Source organism: Balneolaceae bacterium, assembly GCA_034521445.1.
Lineage (GTDB): Bacteria > Bacteroidota > Rhodothermia > Balneolales > Balneolaceae > JAXHMM01.
The window spans coordinates 521,999-548,066 of record JAXHMM010000006.1 but is presented as its reverse complement, the minus strand read 5'-3'; the positions used below and the strand labels follow the sequence as shown (position 1 = coordinate 548,066).

Annotated in this window: 21 protein-coding genes and 1 tRNA gene; 16 read left to right on the top strand and 6 right to left on the bottom strand. The window is 55.9% G+C overall.

The genetic code is table 11. The annotated features are described in order from the left end of the window. Positions 1–808 precede the first annotated feature (808 nt). The 5 genes from U5K31_09860 (at position 809) to U5K31_09840 (ending at position 6,197) form a co-directional block, all read left to right on the top strand. Positions 809–1,165: a hypothetical protein gene (locus U5K31_09860; GenBank protein ID MDZ7773024.1), complete on the top strand. Its 357-nt coding sequence runs from the start codon at positions 809–811 to the stop codon at positions 1,163–1,165. A gap of 309 nt (positions 1,166–1,474) precedes the next feature. Beyond that, positions 1,475–2,089: a hypothetical protein gene (locus U5K31_09855; protein MDZ7773023.1), complete on the top strand. Its 615-nt coding sequence runs from the start codon at positions 1,475–1,477 to the stop codon at positions 2,087–2,089. 339 nt (positions 2,090–2,428) lie between these two features. After that, positions 2,429–3,658: a 6-bladed beta-propeller gene (locus U5K31_09850; protein MDZ7773022.1), complete on the top strand. Its 1,230-nt coding sequence runs from the start codon at positions 2,429–2,431 to the stop codon at positions 3,656–3,658. Between the two features lie 309 nt (positions 3,659–3,967). Next, a complete protein-coding gene (locus U5K31_09845) occupies positions 3,968–4,582 on the top strand; it encodes a hypothetical protein (protein MDZ7773021.1) in 615 nt (204 codons plus the stop codon). A 433-nt stretch (positions 4,583–5,015) separates the two neighbouring features. Next, a complete protein-coding gene (locus U5K31_09840; GenBank protein MDZ7773020.1) occupies positions 5,016–6,197 on the top strand; it encodes a 6-bladed beta-propeller in 1,182 nt (393 codons plus the stop codon). A gap of 97 nt (positions 6,198–6,294) precedes the next feature. Here U5K31_09840 and U5K31_09835 read toward each other — a convergent pair whose 3' ends face one another. Continuing rightward, a complete protein-coding gene (locus U5K31_09835) occupies positions 6,295–7,215 on the bottom strand; it encodes a DUF58 domain-containing protein (GenBank protein ID MDZ7773019.1) in 921 nt (306 codons plus the stop codon). Positions 7,216–7,458: 243 nt separating this feature from the next. Between U5K31_09835 and U5K31_09830 the strand changes: the two genes are divergently transcribed. Further along, positions 7,459–8,118, top strand: coding sequence for a hypothetical protein (locus U5K31_09830; protein MDZ7773018.1), 660 nt, complete (start codon positions 7,459–7,461; stop codon positions 8,116–8,118). A gap of 72 nt (positions 8,119–8,190) precedes the next feature. Further along, the gene (locus U5K31_09825) at positions 8,191–9,087 is read left to right on the top strand and encodes an arginine deiminase-related protein (GenBank protein MDZ7773017.1); all 897 of its coding nucleotides are present in this window, start codon (positions 8,191–8,193) and stop codon (positions 9,085–9,087) included. Positions 9,088–9,156: 69 nt separating this feature from the next. Here U5K31_09825 and U5K31_09820 read toward each other — a convergent pair whose 3' ends face one another. Beyond that, on the bottom strand, positions 9,157–9,717 hold the full coding sequence (locus tag U5K31_09820) for a hypothetical protein (GenBank protein ID MDZ7773016.1): 561 nt from the start codon (positions 9,715–9,717) through the stop codon (positions 9,157–9,159). A 474-nt stretch (positions 9,718–10,191) separates the two neighbouring features. Here U5K31_09820 and carA point away from each other — a divergent pair, with 474 nt between their 5' ends. From carA to mdh, 7 genes are all read left to right on the top strand, one after another. Next, the gene (gene carA / locus U5K31_09815; protein MDZ7773015.1) at positions 10,192–11,295 is read left to right on the top strand and encodes a glutamine-hydrolyzing carbamoyl-phosphate synthase small subunit; all 1,104 of its coding nucleotides are present in this window, start codon (positions 10,192–10,194) and stop codon (positions 11,293–11,295) included. Between the two features lie 4 nt (positions 11,296–11,299). Next, complete coding sequence (carB, locus tag U5K31_09810) at positions 11,300–14,137, top strand: carbamoyl-phosphate synthase large subunit (GenBank protein MDZ7773014.1); 2,838 nt, start codon at positions 11,300–11,302, stop codon at positions 14,135–14,137. Continuing rightward, positions 14,134–15,984, top strand: coding sequence for a RecQ family ATP-dependent DNA helicase (locus U5K31_09805; protein MDZ7773013.1), 1,851 nt, complete (start codon positions 14,134–14,136; stop codon positions 15,982–15,984). Before carB ends, U5K31_09805 begins: the two co-directional genes overlap by 4 nt. 132 nt (positions 15,985–16,116) lie before the next feature. Continuing rightward, positions 16,117–17,328, top strand: a complete 1,212-nt coding sequence (locus U5K31_09800) for a D-alanine--D-alanine ligase family protein (protein MDZ7773012.1) — start codon at positions 16,117–16,119, stop codon at positions 17,326–17,328. 12 nt (positions 17,329–17,340) lie between these two features. Next, complete coding sequence (locus U5K31_09795) at positions 17,341–18,891, top strand: ABC transporter substrate-binding protein (GenBank protein ID MDZ7773011.1); 1,551 nt, start codon at positions 17,341–17,343, stop codon at positions 18,889–18,891. Further along, on the top strand, positions 18,888–19,760 hold the full coding sequence (locus U5K31_09790; protein ID MDZ7773010.1) for an NAD(+)/NADH kinase: 873 nt from the start codon (positions 18,888–18,890) through the stop codon (positions 19,758–19,760). The genes U5K31_09795 and U5K31_09790 overlap by 4 nt, the downstream gene beginning before the upstream one ends. A 93-nt stretch (positions 19,761–19,853) precedes the next feature. Beyond that, positions 19,854–20,810, top strand: a complete 957-nt coding sequence (gene mdh, locus U5K31_09785; protein ID MDZ7773009.1) for a malate dehydrogenase — start codon at positions 19,854–19,856, stop codon at positions 20,808–20,810. Between the two features lie 142 nt (positions 20,811–20,952). Here mdh and U5K31_09780 read toward each other — a convergent pair whose 3' ends face one another. The 4 genes from U5K31_09780 to U5K31_09765 form a co-directional block, all read right to left on the bottom strand. Beyond that, positions 20,953–21,771 (bottom strand): NYN domain-containing protein, encoded by an 819-nt coding sequence (locus tag U5K31_09780; protein MDZ7773008.1) that lies wholly within the window; start codon positions 21,769–21,771, stop codon positions 20,953–20,955. 96 nt (positions 21,772–21,867) lie between these two features. Next, positions 21,868–23,352, bottom strand: coding sequence for a polysaccharide biosynthesis C-terminal domain-containing protein (locus tag U5K31_09775; GenBank protein MDZ7773007.1), 1,485 nt, complete (start codon positions 23,350–23,352; stop codon positions 21,868–21,870). Positions 23,353–23,356: 4 nt separating this feature from the next. Continuing rightward, on the bottom strand, positions 23,357–23,797 hold the full coding sequence (locus U5K31_09770) for a type II 3-dehydroquinate dehydratase (protein ID MDZ7773006.1): 441 nt from the start codon (positions 23,795–23,797) through the stop codon (positions 23,357–23,359). Beyond that, positions 23,794–24,192 (bottom strand): HIT family protein, encoded by a 399-nt coding sequence (locus tag U5K31_09765; GenBank protein ID MDZ7773005.1) that lies wholly within the window; start codon positions 24,190–24,192, stop codon positions 23,794–23,796. The genes U5K31_09770 and U5K31_09765 overlap by 4 nt, the downstream gene beginning before the upstream one ends. Before the next feature lie 226 nt (positions 24,193–24,418). On the opposite strand from U5K31_09765, the gene U5K31_09760 reads away from it, so the two are divergent. Together U5K31_09760 and U5K31_09755 are read left to right on the top strand one after the other, a co-directional pair. After that, positions 24,419–24,494, top strand: a tRNA-Lys gene (locus U5K31_09760). Positions 24,495–24,690: 196 nt separating this feature from the next. After that, positions 24,691–25,974, top strand: a complete 1,284-nt coding sequence (locus tag U5K31_09755) for a hypothetical protein (protein ID MDZ7773004.1) — start codon at positions 24,691–24,693, stop codon at positions 25,972–25,974. Positions 25,975–26,068 lie beyond the last annotated feature (94 nt).

The following is a 26,068-nucleotide window of genomic DNA, read 5'->3' as shown; positions in this document are numbered from 1 at the left end:
CAATGAGTCCTTGGCAATTCCGTCTTATTGTAGCCTGTAATTTTATCTTGATAGTAATATTAAGCTCCAATCAGCCCGGATTTGCCCAAGAGTTAACGGTGAATTTTGACGAGCAATTAGTCCTTGGCGATCAACAGAGTGCACCCAAGGAATACCTATTCGGCGGGCCCAAGTTCATTGAAACAGACTCTAAGTATAATATCTATGTAGCAACCATGAACAACACCATCCGGATATATGATCCAGATGGCAAGTATCTAAAAACGGTAGGCAGACGAGGAAGAGGGCCAGGAGAATTCATTGCTATATCAGGTATGGCAATTGGCATTCACGATGAACTTATCATTTATGATGGTAGATCAAGACGCGTTTCAATATTCTATAATTTAGGTGATTCCTTGGAGTCCCGTAACGCCTCACACCCTGCTTGGATGGGAGAGCACAGATATTCCCTATAAAGGATAGGGAACGGTATGTAACCGCTTCCCTGAACAAGCCTGGATATATCAATATGCAGGTGAATATGATGCCCTTAATCTTGGTGATTCTTTATTGCATATAGTAGATAACAGTTTTTCAAAGCGTATTCGCTCATATTACAAGGTATCAAACCATATGTTTGATATGAATATGCCAATAGAGGCTCATTTCTCAAGAGGCGGTTATAGAATAGGGATGCTAAACGATTCAACCATCGCCCTCACCAACCAAATCTATGATGGTTCAATATACCTTTTGAATTTGAAAAACAGCGTAGTCAACGGTACTGCGAACGCTTTACAGGCATGGAACCCTATGTAGTGCTGGATTGGATAATAAGTTTGTATATGCAGATGAACGAGTTGGAATTGTAATATTAGGAGGAAATCAACAAGTGGTCTTTCAAAAAAAACTTGAGTCTCGAGCTTTGCTGACCAATGACAAGTGGGGACTCAACTTTGTTCAAACAGCGAATGGAGGTACCAGTTCATCTTATATGGAGTTTATTGACCAGGGAGGAAACTACCTCGGATATATCCCTATAAATGATGATTTTACAACTATTATGGATCTAAAACAGAAATTCTATCCCAAACACTTGGATGATCTAGACCAGCTCTACTATGTAGACTACTCCTCCGGAGTACCCGTCATCCGCGTTACTAAAATAGTTATGGAAGAGTAATTATATGGGTCGACGGTCACTGACCATTACCCCAGATTTTTCCGCTTGTTGAGATAGGCCAGCAGGGCTAGGTCGAAGTCCTGCAGGGTGTCTGTAAAAACTATTCCGGAGTCATTACTGAAAGCGGTTTATTACCAGGCATCATCCCCATAAACCACTCGAGCTCATTCTGTTACACCATTTATCCCTCATTCTTCAACCTACTACTTGAGTACGTATAATTACGTAAATTTAGGAATATCTTGCATATAGGGTTATTTTCTTACCCTGAATCAGGGTTAAGAGAGAGCGAAGTAAAAGATTCGCCTTATGAAATTTAGAGACAAAATAATCGCACTTCTATTGTGTTGCGGGGGAATCGTGTTTTTCACCCTCTCCCTGATTCCGGCCACCGACTCATCCGAACCAAGGAATTCCGATTACTACTATCAGACTGAGGATCAATTGGATACCTCATCCTATAGCTTTAAAATCCCGAATGAACCACCTGAGGATGTCCCTTCGCTGACCGATGTGGGCGATTCAACAAAGAGGGTCATGGCATTGTACCTGATGCCTGCTGCAGCTTGCGGAAATTGTCTGAACGAGGTTGATGAATATGTAGGATTGTTGAACGACACCACTTCCAACCTGGAACTGGACCAGGTCATATGGTTTCATGGGGAGACGGAACAATATGCACGGCAGTTTGCCCTCGTCGCAGATTTCGAGCTCCCAAAACTGTACAGTGTCACTTCCTTTCTGCCGCCAAGGCTTACTTCTTTCCATAATGAGACTGTCGACGGTCAACTGATCGTGATCGATAAAACCGCTGAACAGGTGATGTTCAGGGTACAGTTACCCAAAGGAGCTATGACACCGGTAGAAGATAAAGAGAACATCCTGAATGAGCTCGCTTCCATTCTGGATTCTCGCGCATCCTAACACAAATCAAAAGAGGTACCGCCATGTTATTTAAAAAATCGAAAGCGCTGATAATCCTATCGGCACTTGTCTTTACCTTCGGTATGACTTCGTTTACCGTCTCCAATGTTTACCCCGTGGCAGACGGACCCACCGGGAGAATATAATCCCTGTTATCATTGTGGAAGTTATATAGCTTGTGCGCTGGGTGGTCAACCTTGGGGTTTCTACAATCCCTGTGACTATGACGACGAAGAAGACCCGCCTCAAAATTGCCAGCTTGAGTTAGGGCCTGATGAAGGACTAACCGATTGTCCATAATTTAATTGATCGCAATTTCATAGTTCGCCCACTCATTGAATGTCCGCAATGGGTGGGTGCAACTACTTTTTTTCAATATATGCCAAAAGACTTGTCGTGTACTCTTTGACGATTCGTTATTTCACTATTTTAAGTATCATTATTGCAGGAGTATTATTCCTACAAAATCAGGGAGCCGCCCAAGAGCGATCGGTCACCTTTGAGGAACAGCTCGTAATTGGCAATCAAAATAACCCACCGGCAGAATACCTGTTCGGCGGCCCCAGATACATACGGACCGATTCCGAGAACCGAATCTATATCACGACCATGAATAATTCCATCCGGGTATTCAGTCCGGACGGGAAATATCTGAAGAACATTGGGCGACGGGGCAAAGGGCCCGGAGAGTTTATATCCATTTCAGCTATAGCTGTCGGAAAAAACGATGAGCTTATTGCATATGATGGCAGGCTGGGGCGTCTGACCTGGTTCTACAATTTCGGGGATTCCTTGAAGTCGCTGAACTTGACTCATCCGGACTGGACTGGGAGCGATATAGTCCCACTTCCAAATAATCAGTTTGCCTCAGTTGAAATCCAATTCCCTTGGATTTATGAAGTTGCGGATATTGACTTCGTTGATTACAAAGATAGACTCATACATTTGATAGACGGTGATTCTTGGGAAAAGACCCGTTCCCTTTTTAATGTCTATGACCATATGATGTTTGACAAAGAAGAGCCAGTGGAAGCCCGATTTGCCATGGGGGGGGATTATCAACTGGCAAAACTTAACGACACCACACTGGCTATTACACATAAAATATCAGACGGTTCCATATATCTGGTGAATACTAAGAGCGGGTACGTCCGGGAGGTCCAAGGCCACTTTGCGGGACATGACTCCTACGAGATACTGGAATGGCAGTATAGAAGATCTTATCATGAAAATCGCTACAACATGGTTACAGCAAGCGCAACCCCCAATACCAGCACGTTAGTGTATCAAATTAAACTCAGATCTAGAGCATTACTGGCTAACAATAAGTGGTTGCTTCACTTTGTACAAACTGCGGAAGGAAATAACACTACCTACAATATTGAATTTATTGACAAGGATGGAAATTATCTTGGCTACACTCCCATTCGCGACGATTTTACCACCCGGCAGGATGATTCCCCAGTATTTGTAGCCATGCACCTGGACAATCAAAACCAGCTCTATTACGCGGACTACTCCTCTGGAGTACCCGTCATCCGCGTTACTAAAATAGTTATGGAAGAGTAATTCTATGGGTCGACGGTCACTGACCATTACCCCAGGTTTTTCCACTTGTTGAGATAGGCCAGCAGGGCCAGGTCGAAGTCCTGCAGGGTGTCTGTAAAAACTATTCCGGAGTCATTACTGAAAGGGGTTTATTACCAGGCATCTTCCCCATAAACTACTCGAGCTCATTCTGTTACACCATTTATCCCTCATTCTTCAACCTACTACTTGAGTACGTATATTTACGTAAATTTAGGAATATCTTGCATATAGGGTTATTTTTTTTACCCTGAATCAGGGTTAAGAGAGAGCGAAGCAAAGATTCGCCTTATGAAATTTAGAGACAAAATAATCGCACTTCTATTGTGTTGCGGGGGAATCGTGTTTTTCATCCTCTCCCTGATTCCGGCCACAGACTCAACCGAACCAAGTAATTCCGATTACTACTATCAGACTGAGGATCAACTGGATACCTCATCCTATAGCTTTAAAATCCCGAATGAACCACCTGAGGATGTCCCTTCGCTGACCGATGTGGGCGATTCAACAAAGAGGGTCATGGCATTGTACCTGATGCCTGCTGCAGCTTGCGGAAATTGTCTGAACGAGGTTGATGAATATGTAGGATTGTTGAACGACACCACTTCCAACCTGGAACTGGACCAGGTCATATGGTTTCATGGGGAGACGGAACAATATGCACGGCAGTTTGCCCTCGTCGCAGATTTCGAGCTCCCAAAACTGTACAGTGTCACTTCCTTTCTGCCGCCAAGGCTTACTTCTTTCCATAATGAGACTGTCGACGGTCAACTGATCGTGATCGATAAAACCGCTGAACAGGTGATGTTCAGGGTACAGTTACCCAAAGGAGCTATGACACCGGTAGAAGATAAAGAGAACATCCTGAATGAGCTCGCTTCCATTCTGGATTCTCGCGCATCCTAATACAAATCAAAAGAGGTACCGCCATGTTATTTAAAAAATCGAAAGCTCTGATAATCCTATCGGCACTTGTCTTTACCTTCGGTATGACTTCGTTTACCGTCTCCAATGTCTATTCATGGCAATCGGGGCCGGAAGAACCAAGTGAATACAATCCATGTTACCATTGTGGGAGTATAGCAGCTTGCGAGGTGGGCGGTCAACCATGGGGATTTTATAACCCCTGTGATTATAATCACGATTTAGATCCACCCCTGAATTGCCAGCTTATATTGGGACCGGGGGGTGAAGCATACAATTGCCCGTAAGCAAATCCATTGAAAGATCATGAGTTGATCTTTCTGGATTTAGAATAATCCTGAAGCTAGTCTACTCATTGTAACATTTACAATGAGTAGACTCAGCTTTCCCTAAATAATGCAAGCCAGGCCTGCCAATGTATCCTTGGAAGATTCATTCCTTAATTATTCTCTCTCTGATTGCCACAGCACTATTAGCCCTACAAAATCAGGGACTTGCCCAGGAACTTTCGGTTTCATTCGAGGAGCAGCTCGTTATAGGCAATCAAGAGGATGCACCCAAGGAGTACCTGTTCGGCGGTCCCAGATACATACGGACAGACTCGGAGAACCGAATCTATGTCGCGACCATGAACAATTCCATCCGGGTATTCGGTCCCGAGGGTAAATATCTGAAAAATATCGGCAGGCGGGGCAGGGGGCCCGGAGAGTTCATTGGTATCACAGCAATGGCTATTGGAAATAACGACGAACTCATTGTATATGATGGCAGATTACGGCGTCTTACGAAGTTCTTTAATTTTGGAGATTCCTTGAAGTCACAGACTTTGCAGCATCCAACGTGGACGGCAAGTAATTTAGTCCCACTGCCGAATGAGCAGTTTGCCAGTGTCTCCATTTCAGCACCTTGGATTTACGAATATGCCGATGATCTTGATCCAGTAGATTACCAAGACAAACCCGTACATCTGATAGATGGCTATTCCTGGGAAAGGATCCGTTCCTTTTTTAACGTATACGACAATATGCAATTTGACAAAGAAAAGCCCGTGGAAGCCAGGTTTGCTATGTGGGGAGATTATAATTTGGCAAAACTAAACGACTCTATACTAGCTATCACCCACGAAATTACGGATGGTTCCATATACCTGGTGAACATTAACAGCGGGGAGGTCCGGGAGGTTCAAGGCCATTTTACAGGCAGAGATTCCTACGAGATGCTGGACTGGCAATATAGAAGGTCCTACAGAGAAAATAGAGTAAATTTAGTTACGGCAAGTGCGACTCCAAATACCAGCCAGATAGTATACCAGATAAGGCTCAGATCCACAGCACTGCTGGCAAACGACAAGTGGGTACTTCACTTTGTTCAAACGGCGGAGGGATCACAAGGAGAGAAGAATGCCTACACTATTGAGCTCCTTGACAAGGAAGGGAAATATCTCGGCTACACTTCCATAGAAGACGACTTCACACCCCGGCTGGAAACCACTATCTTCTTTCCCAAACACTTAGATGATCAAAACCGGCTCTACTACACGGACTACTCCTCCGGTGTGCCGGTCATACGTGTTACAAAAATCATTATGAATGAGTAATTCTTCTTTCTCAATTGGCGATGTTCATTTCGTGTGCAGGGACTGATTGCCAATTCTTGAATCACCCCGAAGCCCCCCTCTTGGCCGCTCAGAACCACTACCCCAGGTTCTTGCGCTTGTTGAGATAGGCCAGCAGTGCCAGGTCGAAGTCCTGCTGGGTGTCGATCTGCTCGAAGTCGATCTGGAATTCGCTGCAGGCCATTTTGAAGCGGTGGATGTACTCCTCCACCTTCTTCCTGTAGTCTTCGCGTACCTGCGCGGGAAGTACCTCCATGGATGCCCCCGTTTCCATATCCTCCATACGAAAGCGCCGGTCAGGAAAGTCCAGGTCCCGCTCGCTCTTCTTCTCCATCACGTTGAAGAGCAGCACCTCGTGCTTGCGGTGGCGCAGATGCTTGAGGGAGGATATCAGGTTCTCGTGGTCGTCCACGTTTTCAAATAAGTCGGTGACCAGCACCACGAGGCTGCGGTGGTTGAGCCGCTCAGCCAGCTCGTGGATCACCTTGGCCGAAGAGGTCTTGCGCTGCCCGGCGGACTGCTCGTCTTCCTTTTCCAGCAGCTGTTCCAGCATGGTGAATACCTGCCGCAGATGGGTGTAGGAGGACTTGGCCGGGATGAAAGACTCCATCTCGTCGCTGAAGGGTACCAGTCCGCATGCATCCCGCTGGCGGTGCATCAGGTACATGAGGGCGGCGGCGAAGTGAATACCGTAGCGCAGCTTGGTCCACTCCCCGAAATACTTGTAGTACATGGAGCTGCTGGTGTCGAGCATTACATAGCAGCGCAGGTTGGTCTCCTCCTCGTACTGTTTGATGTAGTAGCGCTCGGTCTTGGCATAGACCTTCCAGTCGATATGCTTGATCTCGTCGCCGGGTGTGTAGGGACGGTGCTCAGCAAACTCCACGCTGAAACCGTAGTAGGGGCTCTTGTGGAGGCCGGAGATGAATCCCTCCACGATTTTGCGCGCCCTCAGTTCGAGGGGTGCCAGCTGGGACAGTAAATCAGGTTTTAGCAGCATGATTTTTGTCTGGAATCGAATGACCGGCGCAATGTCAGTCTGTGCGGCCTCCGTTAGGTTCACCTGCACAATATCAAATGCACGGGTGGCATTCAAATCGGGCTTAACTCCTCACCTTTCCATGAACCCCAGGGAAGCTCAGAAGGAGGACATCTTGATAAAACTCATTTTCTTAGTAGGTTTACCGGCAACAACCGTCAAATGCAGGCAAGAGAACAGCAAAATAATTCAGGGCAGGGATTTATGATCAAACCGGACAGGCGATTCACCGCTGTTGCTATCGCGCTCTTTCTCACCGGCTGTATGGCCACCATTCAAAACGCCACCGAGGTGAGCTATACGAGTCCGGACTACTCATCGGAACAGTTGAAGGAAGACGGTCTGGCCATCCTGCCCATCACCGCAGGATCCGGACTGGAGGGCTACCGCCGCCCCTTTGGTAACTGGATCAACCACTATGTAGACAGCGTGGGCAACCGGGAATTCAAGTATTCGGACTGGCAGACCACCATGTCCGAGTTGAACGATGCCGGCCTCTCGGACGACTATAACGAAGCTATCAGCAGCTACCGGCAAACGTCGGTGCTGGACCAGTCCTTCCTGTCGGAATTGCAGTCGGAAGTCGGCCCGCGTTTTTACCTTTACATACAACTGGGAAATTTTGAGCAGACCTCCAATACCGAATACAACATCTTTTCAGGACTGGAGACTACGCGTACCAACGAAGTGAATGCCTACGCCCAAATCTGGGATGCCCAGACCGGGGACGTGGTCTGGGAGGCCCTGTCGGAGGCGACCGCCTCCAGCAACAGCGACTTTGTAGCGCTGAGTGACAATCCCGGCGAATACAGCCGCATCCTGGCGGAGGGCCTGGCCATCGAATTGCTGGGAACGCAGGAATAGGGACAATCACAGGCAAATTCGTTACCTTGCCGCCTTCCACAATCTGCATATATCCGCTATACGAGTGACCCCATGAGCAACGTGATAACATCGGCCGATCAGCTCGACTTCTCCCTGGACGACATTCCCTCCATGCCCCTCCCCAAGAGGGTACTGCTGGTCCGTCCCACCTACTACACCGTGGAGCACGAGATCAACCCCCATATGAAGGGTCAAACAGGTAAGGTGGATAAGATGCAGGCTGAGGACCAGTGGGAGATTCTTCGCGATACCTACCGCCAGATGGAACTCCAGACCGAGGTCATCGAGGGGGAGGAGGGACTGGACGACATGGTCTTCTGCGCCAATCAGAGCCTGCCCTTCCTGGATGCCGAAGGAAACAAGCAGGTGATAATGAGCATCATGAAGGCCGAGCACCGCCGCAGGGAGGTGCCGTACCTCGAACAGTGGTACCGACGCGACGGCTACGAGATTTTCTACCTGAACGAGGAGAAGGTGGACTACTACGAAGGCTGCGGGGATGCCATCTGTCACGACGGGCTGCGTCTGCTTTGGGGCGGCCATGGGTTTCGCAGCACGCTTGAAGGCCACCGCCGGGTGTCGGAGTTGTTGGACGTGCCGGTACTGGCCGTGGAATTGATCGACGATGCCTTCTACCACCTGGACACCTGCCTCTGCGTGCTCGATCGTCGTACCGCGCTGGTCTACCCTGATGCATTTACCGGCGAAGGGATGGAACTGATCGAGACGGTCTTCGAGCGGGTCATCCGGGCTACCAGTTACGAGGCGCGTAAGCTGCTGGCCTGCAACGCCGTCTGCCCCGACGGCCGCAACGTCATTATCCAGAAGGGCTGCACCGACGTAAATAAGAAACTGCGGGATGCCGGCTACCAGGTGCACGAAGTGGACACTTCGGAGTACCTCAAAAGCGGTGGGAGCGTCTTCTGCATGAAGCAGATGGTCTGGTAGGAATAATACCTGTCTAACGGCCTGCCGGTCAGGATCGCCGACGGATCATACCGTCAAGGCAGCCGGATATCAGAGACCCCACCAGGCAAAGACCAGCCATTCTTCGGCCTGATCGGTATACTCCGAAACCAGTTCACGGTTCTTTTCCAGGGTCTCATCCGGCAGTTCGCTCCACTCCGACCTGTAATTTTCGAAATCGGTGCCCATACTCCCCTCGCTGGCTGCCTCCGCTATGGCGTCCAGATTATAGGATACAAGTCCTAAGCCCATGCTCTGGTAAAAGGAACGGCGCACATAGTGGTACTCTTCCAGGGAGAAATCCTGTGCATTCAGCGCGTCGACCTGTATGGTCTTCACCTCCGCGTAGAGCTTGCCCAGATCGGTCCAGACCTGCAGGGCTTCACGATAGCCCGGTTGGCGCTGCTCCCACTCCTCGCTGACCTGCCGGTACTTTTCCTCAAACCGGGTAAGTCTCTGCTCCATCTGCTCGTGGATGGCCCGCTGAACCGCCACGAACCGCTCAACCTGCGACCGGGTAAGCTCGCCGCTGGCTAAAGGTTCATAAGAATCCCGATTATCTATGCGCTCGTTGGACTGGTGAATCTCTTCGAAGGCGGAGAGTCCGCTCATAACCGGTCGGGCTATAAAAAAATAGGCCAGTACACCGCCCGCCACTACAACCAGGGCAACCGCACCCAGGCACCCCGTACATCCCGAAAAAAATTTATTGCTCATCACCGACTCCCATTTTATTCATCTTAACAGCCCACTTTAATAGAAATTTCCCGGTAACACAATAATAATTCCGGAAGCGTCAAAGTCGTTGAAAATTAGAAGCGAAGTACCTATTTTAAGCCAGTTTTGCCTCGGAACTGAAAAGGCATCCAACCAGGCAACAAAATCTGCAAAGCAACAGGCATTTGATTCGCATAGGAAAGGCCGAAGTTCATCCCTTCCATATTTGCCATCCGTTGAGCAAACATGGGCCTTCCCTTTTCCGAAAATGGCTGAAAGCCTTTCCCTCTCTCCCATCCGACGCGGTCTCCGTTGTCGGATTTTTTTTAGACATCCATTCGAACCCTTCCCCCAGAATACGACCCTGCCATGTCCCTTCAATCCAATGATAAAGCAGTCATCGCCCTGTCCGACGGAACCGTCGAACGCGGATTCGCTATCGGCAAGAAAGGCACCACCGGCGGCGAGCTCTGCTTCAACACATCCATGACCGGCTACCAGGAGATCTTCACCGATCCCAGCTACTACGGCCAGCTCATGATGATGACCTATCCCCACATTGGGAACTACGGCACCATGAGCCGCGACGACGAAGCACGCACCGTGATGATTGCCGGTCTCATCACCCGAGCTTTTTCCCGGGAGTACAGCAATCCCCAGGCCGACGGCAGCCTCCAGGAGTACCTGGAGCGCCACGAGGTGGTGGGCATCAGCGGGGTGGACACCCGCCGGCTGGTACGGCATATACGGGACAAGGGCGTCATGAACGCCGTCATCTCCTCGGAGATTCTCGACGAGGAGGAGCTGGTTGGTCGCGCCAAATCCTGGGACCCCATGGAGGGACTTGAGCTGGCCACGAAAGTGACCCGCCGGGAGGCCCAAACGGTGCACAGCGACGGGCCCTGGAAAGTGGCCGCCTTCGACTACGGCATCAAGCAGAACATCATCAACAACCTGCGCGACCGGGGCTGCACCCTGCGCATTTTTCCCGCCAAAGGCGAGTTCCGCGAGGAGCTCGAGGAGTGGAATCCCGACGGCTTCTTCTTCAGCAACGGACCGGGCGATCCCAACGCCACGAGCTCCTACGCCCTGGAAGCGGTGAATTACGCCAAGCAGACAGGCAAGCCCCTCTTCGGCATCTGTCTTGGACACCAGCTTATGGCCCTTTCCGAAGACATCCCCGTCAGAAAAATGTACGTAGGACACCGCGGGGCCAACCAACCGGTCAAAAACCTGGAGACCGGCAAGGTGGAGATCACCACCCAAAACCACGGTTTTGCCGTGGACGAGCTAAAGATCGACAAGTCGAAGGTGGAGATCACGCACCTGAACCTGAACGACGACACCATCGAGGGCATGCGCTTCAAGAACTTCCCCGGGATGTCCGTGCAGTACCACCCGGAGGCATCTCCCGGCCCCCACGACTCGGCCTACCTCTTCGACCGCTTCATTGAAATGATCGAAAAAAACTAACTCCATGCCACGACGCGACGACCTACACAAAATCCTGATCATCGGCTCCGGACCCATCGTCATCGGACAGGCCTGCGAATTCGACTACTCAGGCACGCAGGCCTGCCGCTCGCTCATGGACGACGGCTACGAGGTAGTGCTGATCAACAACAACCCGGCCACCATCATGACCGACCCTCTGATGGCCGACGAGATCTACCTGAAGCCCCTCACGCCCGAGTCGGTGAGGGAGGTGGTCGAAAAGGAAAAGCCCGACGCCGTGCTCCCCACCATGGGCGGGCAGACGGGCCTCAACCTGGCGCGCGATCTGCAGCAGGAGAACTTCTGGAGCGAGCGCGGCATCAGCATTATCGGCGTGGACATCGCGGCGGTGGACATCACCGAGGATCGCCAGGCTTTCCGTGACCTGATGGAGGAGATTGACATCCCGCAGTGCCGCAGCCGCGCCGCCGAATCGATGCTGGAGGCCAAGGAAATCGTGGAGGAGCTCGGGGGATTGCCCATCGTCATACGGCCTTCCTTCACCCTGGGAGGCTCCGGCGGAGGCATTGTATGGAAATGGGAGGAGTTCGAGCGCAAAGTGCTCAGGGGACTCGAGATGAGTCCGGTGCATCGGGTGCTCATCGAGGAAAGCATCTTCGGCTGGAAAGAGTACGAGCTGGAACTTCTGCGGGACGACAATGACAACGTGGTGATTATCTGCACCGTCGAAAACGTGGATCCCATGGGGGTTCATACGGGCGACTCCCTCACGGTGGCGCCCTCACAGACCCTCACCGACAAGCAGTTCCAGATGCTGCGCGACGCCGCCATTAAAATGATGAACTCCATCGGCAACTTCGCCGGCGGCTGCAACGTGCAGTTTGCTGTGGAGCCGGGCAGCGACCGCTTCGTAGCCATCGAGATCAACCCACGGGTGAGCCGCTCCTCCGCCCTGGCCTCCAAGGCCACCGGATACCCCATCGCCAAGATCGCCACCAAGCTGGCTGTGGGCTACACCCTGGACGAACTTCCCAACCCTATCACAGGCGTCTCCTCGGCCTGCTTCGAGCCCTCCATCGACTATGTGATCGTAAAGATTCCACGCTTCAATTTCGAGAAATTCCCCAACGTGGACGAGGAGCTCACCACGCAGATGAAAGCTGTTGGTGAGGTGATGAGCATAGGCCGCAACTTCCCCGAAGCTCTCAACAAGGCGTGGCAGTCGCTCGAGGTCGGACGCAGCGGGCTGGGAGCCGACGGCTACGAGGAGCTGGACCGCAAGCATATCCGCGAGCGCCTGCTCAAGCCCTACTGGGACCGCATGCTCAACATCCGCAACGCCTTCAAGCTGGGGGCATCGGTCGAAGAGATCGCCGACATCACCAAGGTGGATCCCTGGTTCCTGCAACAGATTCGAAACATGGTCTCCCTGGAGAACCGCACCGAGGGACAGTCCCTCGACTCCCTGGCCCGCGAGGACCTCTACGAGCTCAAGCAGGCGGGCTTCTCGGACGTGCAGATCGCCTGGCTGCTCAGCCAGAGCAATGGGGAGGTCACCGAGAACCAGGTCCGCGCCCGCCGCAAGGAGCTGGACGTGAAGCCCGTATTCAAGATGGTGGACACCTGCGCGGCCGAGTTCCCCGCCCAGACTCCCTACTACTACTCCACCTACGAGGGCGAAAACGAAAGCGAGGTAACCGACAAGAAAAAGGTGATGATCCTGGGAAGCGGACCCAACCGCATCGGCCAGGGCATTGAATTCGACTACTCTTGCACCCACGCCGTGCTGGCCGCCCAGGAGATGGGCTACGAGGCCATCATGGTGAACTGCAACCCCGAGACGGTATCGACCGACTTCGACATCGCCGACAAACTCTACTTCGAGCCGGTCTACTGGGAGCGGGTACTCGACATCTTCGAGCACGAGCAGCCCGAAGGGGTCATCCTCCAGGTGGGCGGACAGACCGCCCTCAAGCTGGGCAAGCGCTTCGTGGAAGAGGACATCAAGATCTTCGGCACCCCCTTTGAGATGATCGACTTCGCGGAAGACCGCGGTTCCTTTTCGAAATTTCTCAAAAAACTGGACATTCCCTTCCCGCGGTACGGCACCGCCCGCGACGTGGAGGGCGCCCTGGAGATTGCCGAACGCATCGGCTACCCGGTGCTTATACGTCCAAGTTATGTGCTCGGAGGACAGGGCATGCGCATCGCCGTCAAACCCGAGGAACTGGAGCGCTACACCCAGCGGGTGCTGGACACCCACCCCGAGAACGCCTTTCTCATCGACAAATTCCTGGAGCAAGCCGTGGAGGTGGACGTCGACGCGGTCTACGACGGCGAAACTCTCCACATCGCCGGCATCATGCAGCATATCGAGCCGGCCGGGGTGCATTCGGGCGACTCCACCGCGGTCATCCCCACCTACTCCCTGAGCGAGCAGGCCGTGGAGACCATCAAGAAGTACCAGGAAAAAATCGCCTCCAACATGGGCATCGTGGGCTTCATCAACGTGCAGTACGCGGTGAAGGACGACAAGGTCTACGTGCTGGAAGCCAATCCCCGCTCCACCCGCACCATCCCCTTCCTGGCCAAGGCCACGGGACGTCCGGAGGCGCAGATTGCCGTCAAGGTGATGCTGGGAGCCAAGATCAAGGACTTCCCGGAGAAGGACCTCACCTCCACCCTTACCAAGTGGGCCGTCAAGGAGCCGGTCTTCCCCTTCGACAAGTTCCCCGAGGTGAAGAAGGAGCTGGGACCCGAAATGAAGTCCACCGGCGAAAGCATCTACTTCATGGAAGACTTCAACGACGAGCACTTCAAAAAACCGTTCGAGTTCAAAAATCTTTATCTGAGCAAGTGACCAACCCGAAACAGGTTTTAAACGAAGTATTCGGATACGAGACCTTCCGGCCCCTGCAGGAGGAGATCATCGAGCAGGTGCTCGACCGCCGCGACACCCTTGTCATCATGCCCACCGGCGGCGGCAAGTCCATCTGCTACCAGATTCCCGCCCTCATCTTCGACGGACTTACCCTGGTGGTCTCCCCGCTGATCTCCCTGATGAAGGACCAGGTGGAGCAGCTCAGCGAGCTGGGCATCCCCGCCGTCTGCCTCAACAGCTCCCTGTCGGAGGAGAAGTACCGGGCCAACCTCCAGGCCCTGCGCAGCGGGGAGGCCAAGATGCTCTACCTGGCCCCCGAGACCCTGCTTATGAAGCGCACCCGCAAGTTGCTGGCCGACCTGCAGGTGGACCTCTTCACCATCGATGAGGCGCACTGCATCTCGGAATGGGGACACGATTTCCGACCGGAGTACCGCAAGCTGGCGAAGGTCAAAAAAGATTTTCCCGACGCCCCCTGCCTCGCCCTGACGGCCACGGCCACCCCCCGCGTTCGCGAAGACATCCGGCAGATTCTGCAGGTAGAGGACTCTGAGACCTTCCTGGCCAGTTTCGACCGCAAAAACCTCATGCTGCGGGTGACCGACAAGGAGAATCCCACCGAGCAGGTGCTCGACTTTCTCTACACCCGCGAGCACCAGTCGGGCATCATCTACTGCTTTTCCCGCAGGCTGGTGAACGAGCTCTACGTGAACCTCAAAAAGGAGGGCCACTCCGTAAAACCCTACCACGCCGGCCTCTCCGAAAAGGTACGCAACCGCAACCAGGACGCCTTCATCCGCGACGATGTGAACATCATCGTCGCCACCATCGCCTTCGGCATGGGCATCAACAAGCCCGACGTGCGCTTCGTGGTGCACCACGACATGCCCCAGAACATCGAGTCATACTACCAGCAGATCGGCCGCGCCGGGCGCGACGGGCTGCGGGCAGACTGCCTGCTGCTCTACAGCCACAACGACACCCAGAAAATCCGCTACTTCATCAACCAGAAGGAGGGCGAGGAAAAAAAGGTGGCCGAGCAGCACCTCAACGACCTGGTGGATTTCCTGGAGACCGACGTGTGCCGCCGAATTCCGCTCATGAACTATTTCGGGGAGGAGTACGGGAAGGAGAACTGCGGCATGTGCGACAACTGCGTGGAGCCGGAGGAGGCCGAGACTTTCGAGGACGAGGAGAACGCCTCGCGCATTTCCGCCGAGATCCGCGAGGGCTACGAGAAGGAGCTGTTCGACCGGCTGCGCAGCCACCGCAAGACCCTGGCTGACGAACGCGACGTGACGCCCTACGCCATTTTTCCCGATGCCACCCTTATGGAGATGGCCTGGTATTACCCCCGCGACGAGGAGCAGATGCTACACCTCTACGGCGTAGGCTCGCTGAAAATGAAGCGCTACGGCAGGGATTTCCTGCGCATCATACGCGAGTACTGCGAGGAGCGAGGCGTGAACGGCCGCGCCGAACGCCTGAAGGAGCGCATCGAGGAGCTCTCCGGGGTGGAGCAGCACGTGCTTATCGGAGAAGCTTTCAATGCCGGACAGTCCATCCCCCATCTGGCCGAAGAGTACGGCGTGCGCCCGGTAACCATTGTGAAGCACCTTAAGGAATATTTCGAGGAGGGCAACGAGCTGCGCGCAGATGCCATCCTGGAAGCCTCGAGCCTCTCCCACCGCAACCGGGACAAGGTGCTGCAAACCATGGAGGAAAAGAACGCCCGCGTGCTGCGACCCGTCTACGACGCGCTTGACAAGTCGGTGGGCTACGATGAGCTCCGGGTGCTTCAGCTCTACCACATGGCCCGCGACTAACCCCCAACCTCCGACTTCAGGACTTCGGACTTCCCGACTTTCCGACTTTCAGACTTTCCGACTTCCAGACTTTCAGACTTATTTGCCTTATCATTCGAGGGAACCGCGCACGTTTATTGCAATCAGCTGACCATGCCCGATAAGAACATCGTTGTCGCCTTCGGGGGCATGTCGCCCGAACACGAAGTCTCCGTCCTCACCGCCATGCAGGCCATCTCAGCCCTGGAAGATACCGACTACGGGCTGGTCCCTCTCTACGTGACCAAAAAGGGGCGCTGGCTGACCGGTGAAAAGCTTCTGGACCTCGATGCCTACGGCGAAATCGACGCCCTCGTGGAGGCCTCCCGTCCCTGCACCTTCTCCCACGACGACATGGGGCGTCCTGTGCTGCTGGAAACCGTAAAAAGGGGAATCTTTTCGGGTCCCCGTCAACACCCCATCCACGCCCTCATACCCGCCTTCCACGGCTCGGAGGGAGAAAACGGGAGCTTCCAGGGCGCCTGCGAAATGTACAACATCCCATGCGGAGGCAGCGGCGTGCTGGCCTCCTCGGTGGGCATGGACAAGGTGAAAGCCAAGGAGCTATGCCGCGCCGCCGGCGTGCCGGTGGTCGACGGGATTTCCTTCGACGAAAGCCGCTGGGAGCGGGAGCAGGACGCCATCATCACAGAGGCGGAAAATGAGCTGGACTATCCCCAGATCGTCAAGCCGGTCACCCTCGGCAGCAGTATTGGCGTGGCCCGGGCCAGCGGGCGCGAGGAGCTGGTGGAGGCCGTGGAAAACGCCTTCCGCTACGACCGGGACCTGCTGGTGGAGAAGGCCGTGCGCCCCCTGATGGAGATCAACTGCGCGGTGCTCGGCTGGGAAGAGGAAGCCCGCCCCAGCGTCTGCGAGCGTCCCCTTGGCAAAGAGGAGACCCTCTCCTTCGAGGACAAGTACCAGTCGGGGGAGGGCGTCAAGGGCATGGCCTCGGCCGACCGTGTGATCCCGGCCGACATCCCCGACTCCCTGGCCCGGCGCATACAGGACCTGTCGGTACAGATCTTCCGCCTCTTCCGAGCCTCTGGCGTGGCCCGCCTCGACTTCCTGGTGAACGCCGACACCGAGGAAGTCTGGTTCAACGAGATCAACACCATCCCGGGCTCCTTCTCCTTCTACCTGTGGGAGGAGGGCGGAATGAATATGCGCGATTTAATGCTTGAACTGGTAGAGATCGCCGTCGCGCGGCAGCGCCGGAAGATGAGCCGCATCCGCAGCTACGATACCAACCTGCTCAGCGAGAAGGCGGTCAAGGGACTCAAAGGACTGAAAGGGGACCCCGGAAAGAAGAAGCCCCCGCAATAGCCTCCGACAACCATGAAACAGCTTCTGAACGTCTCCGCGATCCTGCTGGGCCTGGCGCTGCTGGCCGTCGCCTGCAAGCAGCAGGAGAGCGTAACCGTCAACCGGCAGCCGGCCACGCCTTCCGAAACGGAACCCGCCTCTGACTCGCTTTCCGGACCCGGTGACGAGAAATTCGAGGTGCTTGCCGTCGGCGAGACCTCGCCCGTCCCCTCTCTGGATCCCCTGCACGCCCGCAACGGCGCCACCCTCCGTGCCGTGCAGCTGGTGTATGAGGGACTCACCCGCTACGACGCCTCCGGCAATCCGCAGCCTGCGTTGGCCCGTACATGGGAGGTCTCCGACGACTCCCTAACCTGGCGCTTCACCCTCGAAACAGAGACCTTTTACCACGACAGCCCCATCTTCCGCACCGGACTGGGAAGGCGGCTGCAGGCCTCCGACGTAAAGTTCGCCTTCGAGCGGATGGCGTGGAACACCGTACCCGACCGTGCCGCAAGCCTGTTCATGCATATACGCGGCTTTGAACCCTTTTTGAGCGAACAGCGCGGCGTCTTCAACCCCGAGCTTCGCCGCCTGGGAGGCGTCGGCGGCATCACCGTGCCGAACGACAGCACGGTGGTCTTCCGGCTCACCGAACCCGATCCTCAGTTCCTGCACCGGCTGGCTTCTCCCTACGCGGTCATCTACCCGCCTGAAAACATCCGAACCCCCTATCCCTCCCAGTTCCCCGCTGTGGGAACCGGTCCCTACCAGCGCACCCGCCAGCAGGGCGACTCCCTGCTGATCTTTTCGCGTCACGAACCCGAGGAGGGCGCCGAACCGGCCGACCTGCCGAACCGCGTAGACCTACATCTTTACGACAACGAGAGTGAACTCTTCCGGGCCCTCGCCACCGGCCGCGTGCACCTCATCCCGCATGCGGGTCCCCAGACCCTTGAAACCATCCTGGAAGAGGACGGTGAACTCTCCGACAGTTACCGCGGGCAATACCGCGTGCACCACTCGGACAAGCGCTACCGCTACCGCATCCGCCACCACGGGGAAGGTCCTCTCTCCCGGGATGCCGTCCAGCTGCTGGCCTCCGCCATCGACTCTGCCGCCTTCGGCCCGAATTTCCCCGGCTCGCTGCTCGACCTGGACATGGGCGGCCTTGCTGCAGCAGGCACCGTGGAGTTGGGAAGGGATGACCCTGAAGCTGCAATGGACTCCGCCTGGCAGGCTTTCCCGGCCGACTCGGTTTATTCGAATTACAGCGACGACCTCTACCTGAAAAATTTCATCAGCCGCTGGTCGGGCCGGCTGGCCGAACGGGGCGTGGGACTGCGGATGATTCCCATCCGCGTGCCCACCCGAAGCACCTCCCTGCATGCCGACACCTGGATTCCCCACCATCCCGGCGACGCGCCAACCGCTGTCTCCCCTCCCCTGGTGGAATTCCGCCTGCCGCGCGTAAGCGTCTGGCGTGCGGAGGTCGAAGGACTGACCTTCAACGCCTGGCCGTGGTGGCTGGACGTACGCGGGGTCACCACCGGTACCGCCGCCGCGGGAGGGACCCGTCCATGAAGCTCGCCGTCATCGCCAATCCGGGCAAGTATTCTGTAAGGGAACCCTTCGTGGAGGCCCTGGAGTGGGCCGACCGCAACGAGGTGACCGTCTATTTCAGCCGGGAATTGCGTGAGCTCTACGACGGGGGAGGACACGCCAGTGCGGTGGCCTGCAATGACGAGGAGGAGGCTATCGACCGGGCCGATGCGGTTGTGGCTATGGGGGGCGACGGCACCATGCTCTACACCGCACGCCTGATGAAAAACATCCCGAAACCTATCCTGGGCGTGAACAGCGGCCGCCTCGGTTTCATGGCCAATACGCAGAGGGAAAATTTGTCGAATGCCCTGAAGCAGCTCACCGCAGGAAACTACCGCCTGGACAAGCGCTACATGCTGGAGGCAGAGGACGGGGAAGGTCGCATCTGGCACGCCCTCAACGAGTTCCTCTTTTCCAAGAAGGATTCCACCTCCATGGTGAGCGTGCAGGCGGAGTACGACGATATGTTCATCAACACCTACTGGGCCGACGGGTTGATTGTGGCCTCCCCGACCGGCTCCACCGCCTACAACCTCTCCTCCGGCGGACCCATCGTGATGCCCGGCACCGACGTGATGGTGCTCACCCCCATCAATCCCCACACCCTCACCACGCGCCCCCTCGTACTTCCCTCCGACAGGGCCCTGCGCATCACTGTGGAGGAGCAGGAACACGAAGTTCTGTTTTCTTATGACGGTGAAATTTATGAACTTCCGGACTATCCCTTCGAGGTGGAAATCAGGCGCTCCGAATTCACCATTAACCTGGTCGAACTGCCCGACCAGAGCTACTTCGAAACCCTGCGCAGCAAGCTGATGTGGGGCATGGATTTTCGCAAGGGGCGCTGATGCCTGACCCTTTTATTTCATACTGTACTCCGGGGTCGCAGTCACGCGCGCCCGGCACTCTCAAACCGCAATCCAAAAATCTATTCACCTATTATGAAAGTAACCGTAGTCGGTGCCGGCGGGAATGTCGGTTCTACTGTAGCGCTCTCTGTAGCGCAGCGTGATTTTGCCAAGGAAGTGGTCATGGTCGACATCGTCCAGGAACGGGACGGGGAGAAGTTCTACCCCTCCAAGGGACGCGCCCTCGACCAGTGGGAGTCTTCTCCCATTCACCAGTTCGACACCCGCCTGACCGGCACCGTGGACTATGAGCCGACCGCCGGTTCGGACGTATGCGTGATCACCGCCGGCGTGCCGCGCCGCCCGGGCATGAGCCGCGACGACCTGCTGGAGACCAACGCCAATATCGTGCGAAGCGTCACCGAACAGCTGGCCAAGCACTCCCCGGACACCATTCTCATCGTCGTTTCCAACCCGCTGGACGTGATGGCCCAGGTGGCCTACGAAACCAGCGGCTTCGACTCCAGCCGGGTGATGGGCATGGCGGGCATCCTCGATACCGCGCGCTTCCGATCCTTCCTGGCCGAGGAAATCGACGTCTCGCCCAAGGACATCCAGGCCCTGCTGCTCGGGGGACACGGCGACACCATGGTGCCGCTGCCCCGCTTTACCACCGTATGCGGCATGCCGATCACCGACTTTATCGACGAAACACGACTCAACGAAATCGTCGAACGCACCAAGGGCGGCGGCGGTGAGATCGTCAACCTGATGGGCACTTCCGCCTGGTACGCCCCGGGCGCGGCCGCCGCACAGATGGTGGAAGCCATCGTGCTCGACCAGAACCGCGTCTTCCCCTGCGCAGCCTACCTGGATGGCGAATACGGCCAGAAGGACCTCTTCCTGGGCGTTCCCGTCAAGCTGGGCAAGGGCGGCATCAAACAGATCATCGAGGTTGATTTAAACGCCGAAGAACAACAACTTTTAGATGAATCGGCTGCGCATGTCCATTCCGTTCTGGAGGACTTTCGCAAGCTGATGAACAAGTAAACCGCAATAAAGACGAAGGGTCAACCTAGGCTTCTTCACTACTTGCATTTACTGAAAAAGGCCCTGCCGATCACAGCAGGGCCTTTTCGTATGGCACGTTGCCAGATGGTGCGTTCGCACGAAAGCGGGCGCAGCCTCTCCCTCAGGGCGCCGAAATGAGCACGATGTCCTCGGCCACCAGTCCCTTGTCGTTCTCCACCAGGTCGAACTCGAAGATGAGCTCCCTGCTGGGCAGAAAGTCGGTCTCGAAGTTGTCCTCGAACTGCGAGACGTGCGCAAAGACCGTCTGGTAGGGCGACTTGTCGTTACGGGAGTCGGTGATCCAGAGGTAGGGATCGATTCTGGTGAGAAAGCGCATAAAGCCGTAGCCGTCGCTGTGGGAGTAGTCGTAGCAGACTCCGCGCACCCGCGAGCCTATCTCTCCCCAGTCATAGGGCGACTCCACCGGCAGCAGTCCCGGTATCAGGTAGCCCGAGTAGTACATATCGGCCTCCTTCTTGAGCTCCGCGGGCATGTCGTCAAAACCTATCAGCTCCACGCGGCAGCCCTGCCGCTGCATGGCCTCGATGAGGCTGATGTAGTTGCCGTGGTTGGTCAGCAGGATCACCTTCTCCATATGTTCGGCCTCCGTGACCATATCCACCGCCATGTCCATATCCACCGTCGACCGGGCAATGGTCTCCCCTGTGTCGGAATCGCGGTAATACTGCATGGGATTCTGGTGCACCTTGTACTCGAAGTCGCGGAGCACCTCGCTGAAACGGGCCGTCTTGCTTTCGTAGTTGTTGTCCTCTTCCGCCCTGCGCTGGTCGTAGGCAAGGTAGACATTCATGCGGGAGGGCAGCGAGCCGTCGCGGCATGCGTAGCTTCGCAGACGGTCATATCGGAGGCCGAAGCCCCCGTTCATGGTGACGTTAACGGCGTCGACGTAGATACCAACTCGGTTTCCGTGGGTGTCCATGACAATAGGTGATTTAATACTGTTAAATAATAGTGTCGGCAAATAATAGTAAACGGGCAGAAAGCCGCGGTAGACCGCGAGGTCGTCCTCCTCAAATCAGTCGGATCGGGACTCCAGGGAAAAACCCCTGCCCCAGAGGCCGGCGGCTGCAATGCCCGCGCCGCCTAATCCCAACATAATGAACCGGCCCATCCATTCCGAATTGACCAGCTGCACCAGATCGGGGGCGTAGAGCACACAGCAGGCGGCTACGGCCATGGTCAGCACGGCGCGCTTCATGGCGTAGGGCACCTCGTATACCTGCATGCTTTTGTAGTAGAGCATCAGGGCCATGGCCGCATAGCTGAGCAGGGTGGCCGCCGCCGAACCGGTCATGCCCATCCACGGTATCAGCAACAGGTTGGCTGCCAGCGTAATGGCGGCACCGCCCAGGGTGATATAGCCCAGCACCCTGGTCTTTTCCCGGATGAAAATACCCGCCGAGAAGTTCATGTACCATCCGTGGAACCAGTAGGCGCCCAGCAGGAGAGGCACTACGTGGAGTCCGGACCAGAACTTGGCGTCCACCAGGTACATGTCGAGCACCGGGATGCGGATCTGCACAATCTGCTCTGCAAAGAGAGCCACGGCCAGGAAGACCGCGCCGGCGGCCAGGTTGAAGTAGCGAAAGGCTTCGCTGTAGAGTTTGGGAGCCTCCGGATCGTCGGCATGCCGCAGGAAAAAGGGCTGCCAGGCCATGCGGAACATCTGTATGACCAGCAGCATGAAGACCGCCAGCTTGTAGCAGGCGTTGTAAATACCCACCACGTCGGTGCTGTCCATCCCCGTACCATAGAGCATCTCGGTGGTCGCGGGCGACATGTAGTGCTCCAGCAGGTAACGGTCGAGCATCTCATTCATGGTGAATCCTATACCCGCCGGCACAAAGGGAAATCCGAAATAGAGGGCCTGCCGCAGCAGTCCCCTCTGCCAGTCGCCGCGGAGCATGGGACCGGTAATCACCCAGAGCGCCAGGGTGGTAAGTACGGAGGCCGCCAGGTTAGCCAGGAAAACGGCGGGAAGTCCCCAGCCGAGGGAGAGGATGAGATAGACATTGAGTCCCAGGTTGATCAGCACATTGACCGTGCGCAGGGCCACATAGGTTACGGTGCGTCGCACGAGACGGAGCTCCGCAAAGGGTACGATTCCCAGGGCGTCGAACCAGAGGATACCCAGCATGAAGAGATAGATGTCGGCGTTGGCCGCATCCAATCCCATAAGGGGACGCAGCAGGGGCTCGCCCAGCCAGAGCGCGGCCGTCAGCACCGAAGCGAAAGCCAGGAGGCTGAGCTGCAGGGTCTTGAATACGTCCCGCGCCTTCTCGCGGTCTTTGGCGTAACGCAGGTAAGCCGACTCCATCCCAAAGGTAAACACCACGTTGAGCAGGGCGATGGCGGCATAGACGAGCCCGACCACGCCGTACTGGTCACGGCTGAATACATTGGTATGAAGAGGTACCAGCAGGTAGTTGATGAATCGTGCCAGTACGCTGCTGATACCGTAGAGGAGGGTGTCGGAGAAGAGTTCCTTGAGTTTCTTCACCCCGCTATCCTTTCTTTGCCTTCGCAAGAAGTTCCAGGGCACGGACACCCAGCACGTAGCTGTGCATGCCGAAACCTGTAATAATGCCGTCTGCCCGGGATCCGGTGATGGAGCGCTCGCGGAACTCCTCGCGGGCATGGATATTGGACAGATGCACCTCCACTACGGGCAGGTCGAGCAGGTCCAGCGCGTCGCGTATGGCCACTGAGGTGTGTGTGTATCCCCCGAAATTGGCCACCAGTCCGTCGTAGTCGCTGTCGATGATGGTCTGAATGGCTTGTACGATTTCCCCCTCCACGTTACTCTGGTAGAAGTTCAGGGTGTGATCCGGGAAGGTCTCCTCCAGATGCTCGCAAATGTCCTGCAGGGTTTCCGAGCCATACTGCTCCGTGTCGCGGCGGCCCAGCAGGTTGAGGTTGGGTCCGTTGAGAATGAACAGCTTCATAGGTTTACGTCCTTCCTGATGCTTTCGGCGATCTCTTTCATGCGCTCCTCCCCTATCTCCACATTGTGGCCCAGCGCCATGGCCTGGTCTACCCTGTAGAGGGGCACCAGGTGCAGGTGGGCGTGTGGCACCTCCAGGCCCTGCACGATGATGCCCGTGCGGAGGGGCTCCAGCGCTCGGACGATCGCAGAGGCGACCACCCGGGCAAAGCTCATGGTCTGGTGCATGCGCTCCTCGGGCAGGTCAAAAAAATAGTCGACCTCCTCCTTCGGCACCACCAGGGTGTGTCCCTCAGCAATGGGATTGATATCCAGAAAGGCTATGTGGCGGTCGTCCTCTGCCACCTTGTGGCAGGGTATCTCTCCTTCGATAATGCGGGTAAAAATGGTTGCCATGGGTACCGAGGGCTTAGGGAACGATGAGGTTCCCGCAGTATATAGCAAATGCGATTCAATTACAGGTTTTTTCGGTTTGCCGCGGCCCCGGCAAATCAGCCGGTCGAAGTACTTCCCCGGCGCCGCGGGACCTGCGTCCCGGACTCTCCCGCAGGCAAATTACCCAAATTCGGTTTGAAATTAAATCGCCTAAAGCCGTATATTTGGAATCTGTTTAGATTGCGATGAGTCGGTAGCTCAGATGGTAGAGCAACGGCCTTTTAAGCCGTGGGTCGAGGGTTCGATCCCCTCCCGACTCACCACCAACGAACTCTCTCTCAGGCCCTTGAAGGTGGATAACCTCAGGGGCTTTTTCATATGAGTGGGCCGGTAAACGCCGCTGGGCGCATGGCCTTCCCACCCATGTATAGGCTCTCTCGCACCTAGGGTTCCCGACCCCATGGAGAGCCGCGGGGAGCACAAGCCCCTTAATTCACACAACCATCAAAAAGACTTGCCATGAACCCACGCATACCTTGCATCACCCTGCTTCTTTTCACCCTTGCCCTGGGCGCCTGCGACGTCACCTCCAACCCGGAGTCAGAGGAAAGTGATGACGTCCGCATCACCAACGACGAATCTGAGCTCTCCCAGCGCCTGGCCCTGCGCGACGATACCGTGGCGGTGGACACCACCGACTCGGGTTCCCCGGACGACGTCCTGCACAAGGGACGCAAGAATAAAGACTTCAACCTGAGCCTCGTGGCCGAGATTGACGCACCCTCCGCGGAGGGCATCGAGGTGCAGGCCACCATGGTCAGCATCCTCGGCAACAGCCCGCGCGCCGCCGCCAGCTACAATCTCCGCGGCAGCGGCTATGCCGGGGCGGTGGACGTAATCCAGCTGCCCTCGGGCAACAGCGGCAGGCTGCGCATACGCTCCGGCGTGGAGTTTTCGGACGCGGACGCCAACGCCGTCTACGTGAACAGCAACCGCGCCTGGGTGGCCCACGCCTCCGACAACCCCGGCCTGGTGGAAGAGGGCGACTACGCCGCGGTGAGGCAATTCGCCTTCAATGGCTTCAACATTTCCGAAGAATCACTCAACGGAGTCTCCCTCCCCGGCTTTGCGGCCACCCGCGTAACAGAGTATGACAACCGTATGTACGTAGTCTCCGGAAGCAACGCCGGTCTTTCAGTCTACAACCTCGACCTCTCCGAACGCCTGGACTATCTCGAAATCGATGATGCCCGGTGGGTGGACGTCAACGACCGGTGGGTCGTGGTACTGAGTGGGGGCAGCCAGGGCACCATCAGAAAATACAGCCGGCAGTCGCTGGAGCTGCAGGCCTCCTACTCCTTCCCCGGCGCCGGTACACCCGGGGCCAAAAACACCGTAGAGATCGTGGGGGATCTGGCCCTGATCGCGGCCGGCGACGAAGGAGCCCATTTCATGAACCTAGTTAATGGGGAGATCATCGATACCATCCCCGTGCCCGATGCGGAGGAGCTGGGCCTGTCGCCTGATGTGGTGACCACCAATGCCGTCTCGGCCGACGGTGAATACGTCTTCATCTCCAATGGAGAGGCAGGGGTCTATGTGGCCAGGGCCGACGAGAGCCTCAATGACTTTGAAGGAGAGAACGGGGAAGAACTGGATGTCGGTATGGTCGGCCAGCTGCAGTTCGACGACCTGCAGTCTGCCAACCATGTCTCCTACCGCCATAACTACCTTATCGTGGCCGCCGGCCTCGGGGGCGTAAAAGCCGTGCGCCTGGACCGCGAGGAGGAGGATGACGAATAGGGCCGGACTCTCGCTCACGGTGCAGCAGAGTGGTGGAATGCCGCTTTCATCCTCTTCGTTATGCTACTACCTTATACTTTGCATGGTTTTCAGT

Excerpts from the sequence above, each read along its gene's own strand:
- U5K31_09855 (MDZ7773023.1), top strand. The coding sequence starts at position 1,475 with ATGAAATTTAGAGACAAAATAATCGCACTTCTATTGTGTTGCGGGGGA.
- U5K31_09850 (MDZ7773022.1), top strand. The coding sequence starts at position 2,429 with ATGTCCGCAATGGGTGGGTGCAACTACTTTTTTTCAATATATGCCAAA.
- U5K31_09845 (MDZ7773021.1), top strand. The coding sequence starts at position 3,968 with ATGAAATTTAGAGACAAAATAATCGCACTTCTATTGTGTTGCGGGGGA.
- U5K31_09840 (MDZ7773020.1), top strand. The coding sequence starts at position 5,016 with ATGTATCCTTGGAAGATTCATTCCTTAATTATTCTCTCTCTGATTGCC.
- U5K31_09835 (MDZ7773019.1), bottom strand. The coding sequence starts at position 7,215 with ATGCTGCTAAAACCTGATTTACTGTCCCAGCTGGCACCCCTCGAACTG.
- U5K31_09830 (MDZ7773018.1), top strand. The coding sequence starts at position 7,459 with ATGATCAAACCGGACAGGCGATTCACCGCTGTTGCTATCGCGCTCTTT.
- U5K31_09825 (MDZ7773017.1), top strand. The coding sequence starts at position 8,191 with ATGAGCAACGTGATAACATCGGCCGATCAGCTCGACTTCTCCCTGGAC.
- U5K31_09820 (MDZ7773016.1), bottom strand. The coding sequence starts at position 9,717 with ATGAGCGGACTCTCCGCCTTCGAAGAGATTCACCAGTCCAACGAGCGC.
- carA (MDZ7773015.1), top strand. The coding sequence starts at position 10,192 with ATGTCCCTTCAATCCAATGATAAAGCAGTCATCGCCCTGTCCGACGGA.
- carB (MDZ7773014.1), top strand. The coding sequence starts at position 11,300 with ATGCCACGACGCGACGACCTACACAAAATCCTGATCATCGGCTCCGGA.
- U5K31_09800 (MDZ7773012.1), top strand. The coding sequence starts at position 16,117 with ATGCCCGATAAGAACATCGTTGTCGCCTTCGGGGGCATGTCGCCCGAA.
- U5K31_09795 (MDZ7773011.1), top strand. The coding sequence starts at position 17,341 with ATGAAACAGCTTCTGAACGTCTCCGCGATCCTGCTGGGCCTGGCGCTG.
- U5K31_09790 (MDZ7773010.1), top strand. The coding sequence starts at position 18,888 with ATGAAGCTCGCCGTCATCGCCAATCCGGGCAAGTATTCTGTAAGGGAA.
- mdh (MDZ7773009.1), top strand. The coding sequence starts at position 19,854 with ATGAAAGTAACCGTAGTCGGTGCCGGCGGGAATGTCGGTTCTACTGTA.
- U5K31_09780 (MDZ7773008.1), bottom strand. The coding sequence starts at position 21,771 with ATGGACACCCACGGAAACCGAGTTGGTATCTACGTCGACGCCGTTAAC.
- U5K31_09770 (MDZ7773006.1), bottom strand. The coding sequence starts at position 23,797 with ATGAAGCTGTTCATTCTCAACGGACCCAACCTCAACCTGCTGGGCCGC.
- U5K31_09765 (MDZ7773005.1), bottom strand. The coding sequence starts at position 24,192 with ATGGCAACCATTTTTACCCGCATTATCGAAGGAGAGATACCCTGCCAC.
- U5K31_09755 (MDZ7773004.1), top strand. The coding sequence starts at position 24,691 with ATGAACCCACGCATACCTTGCATCACCCTGCTTCTTTTCACCCTTGCC.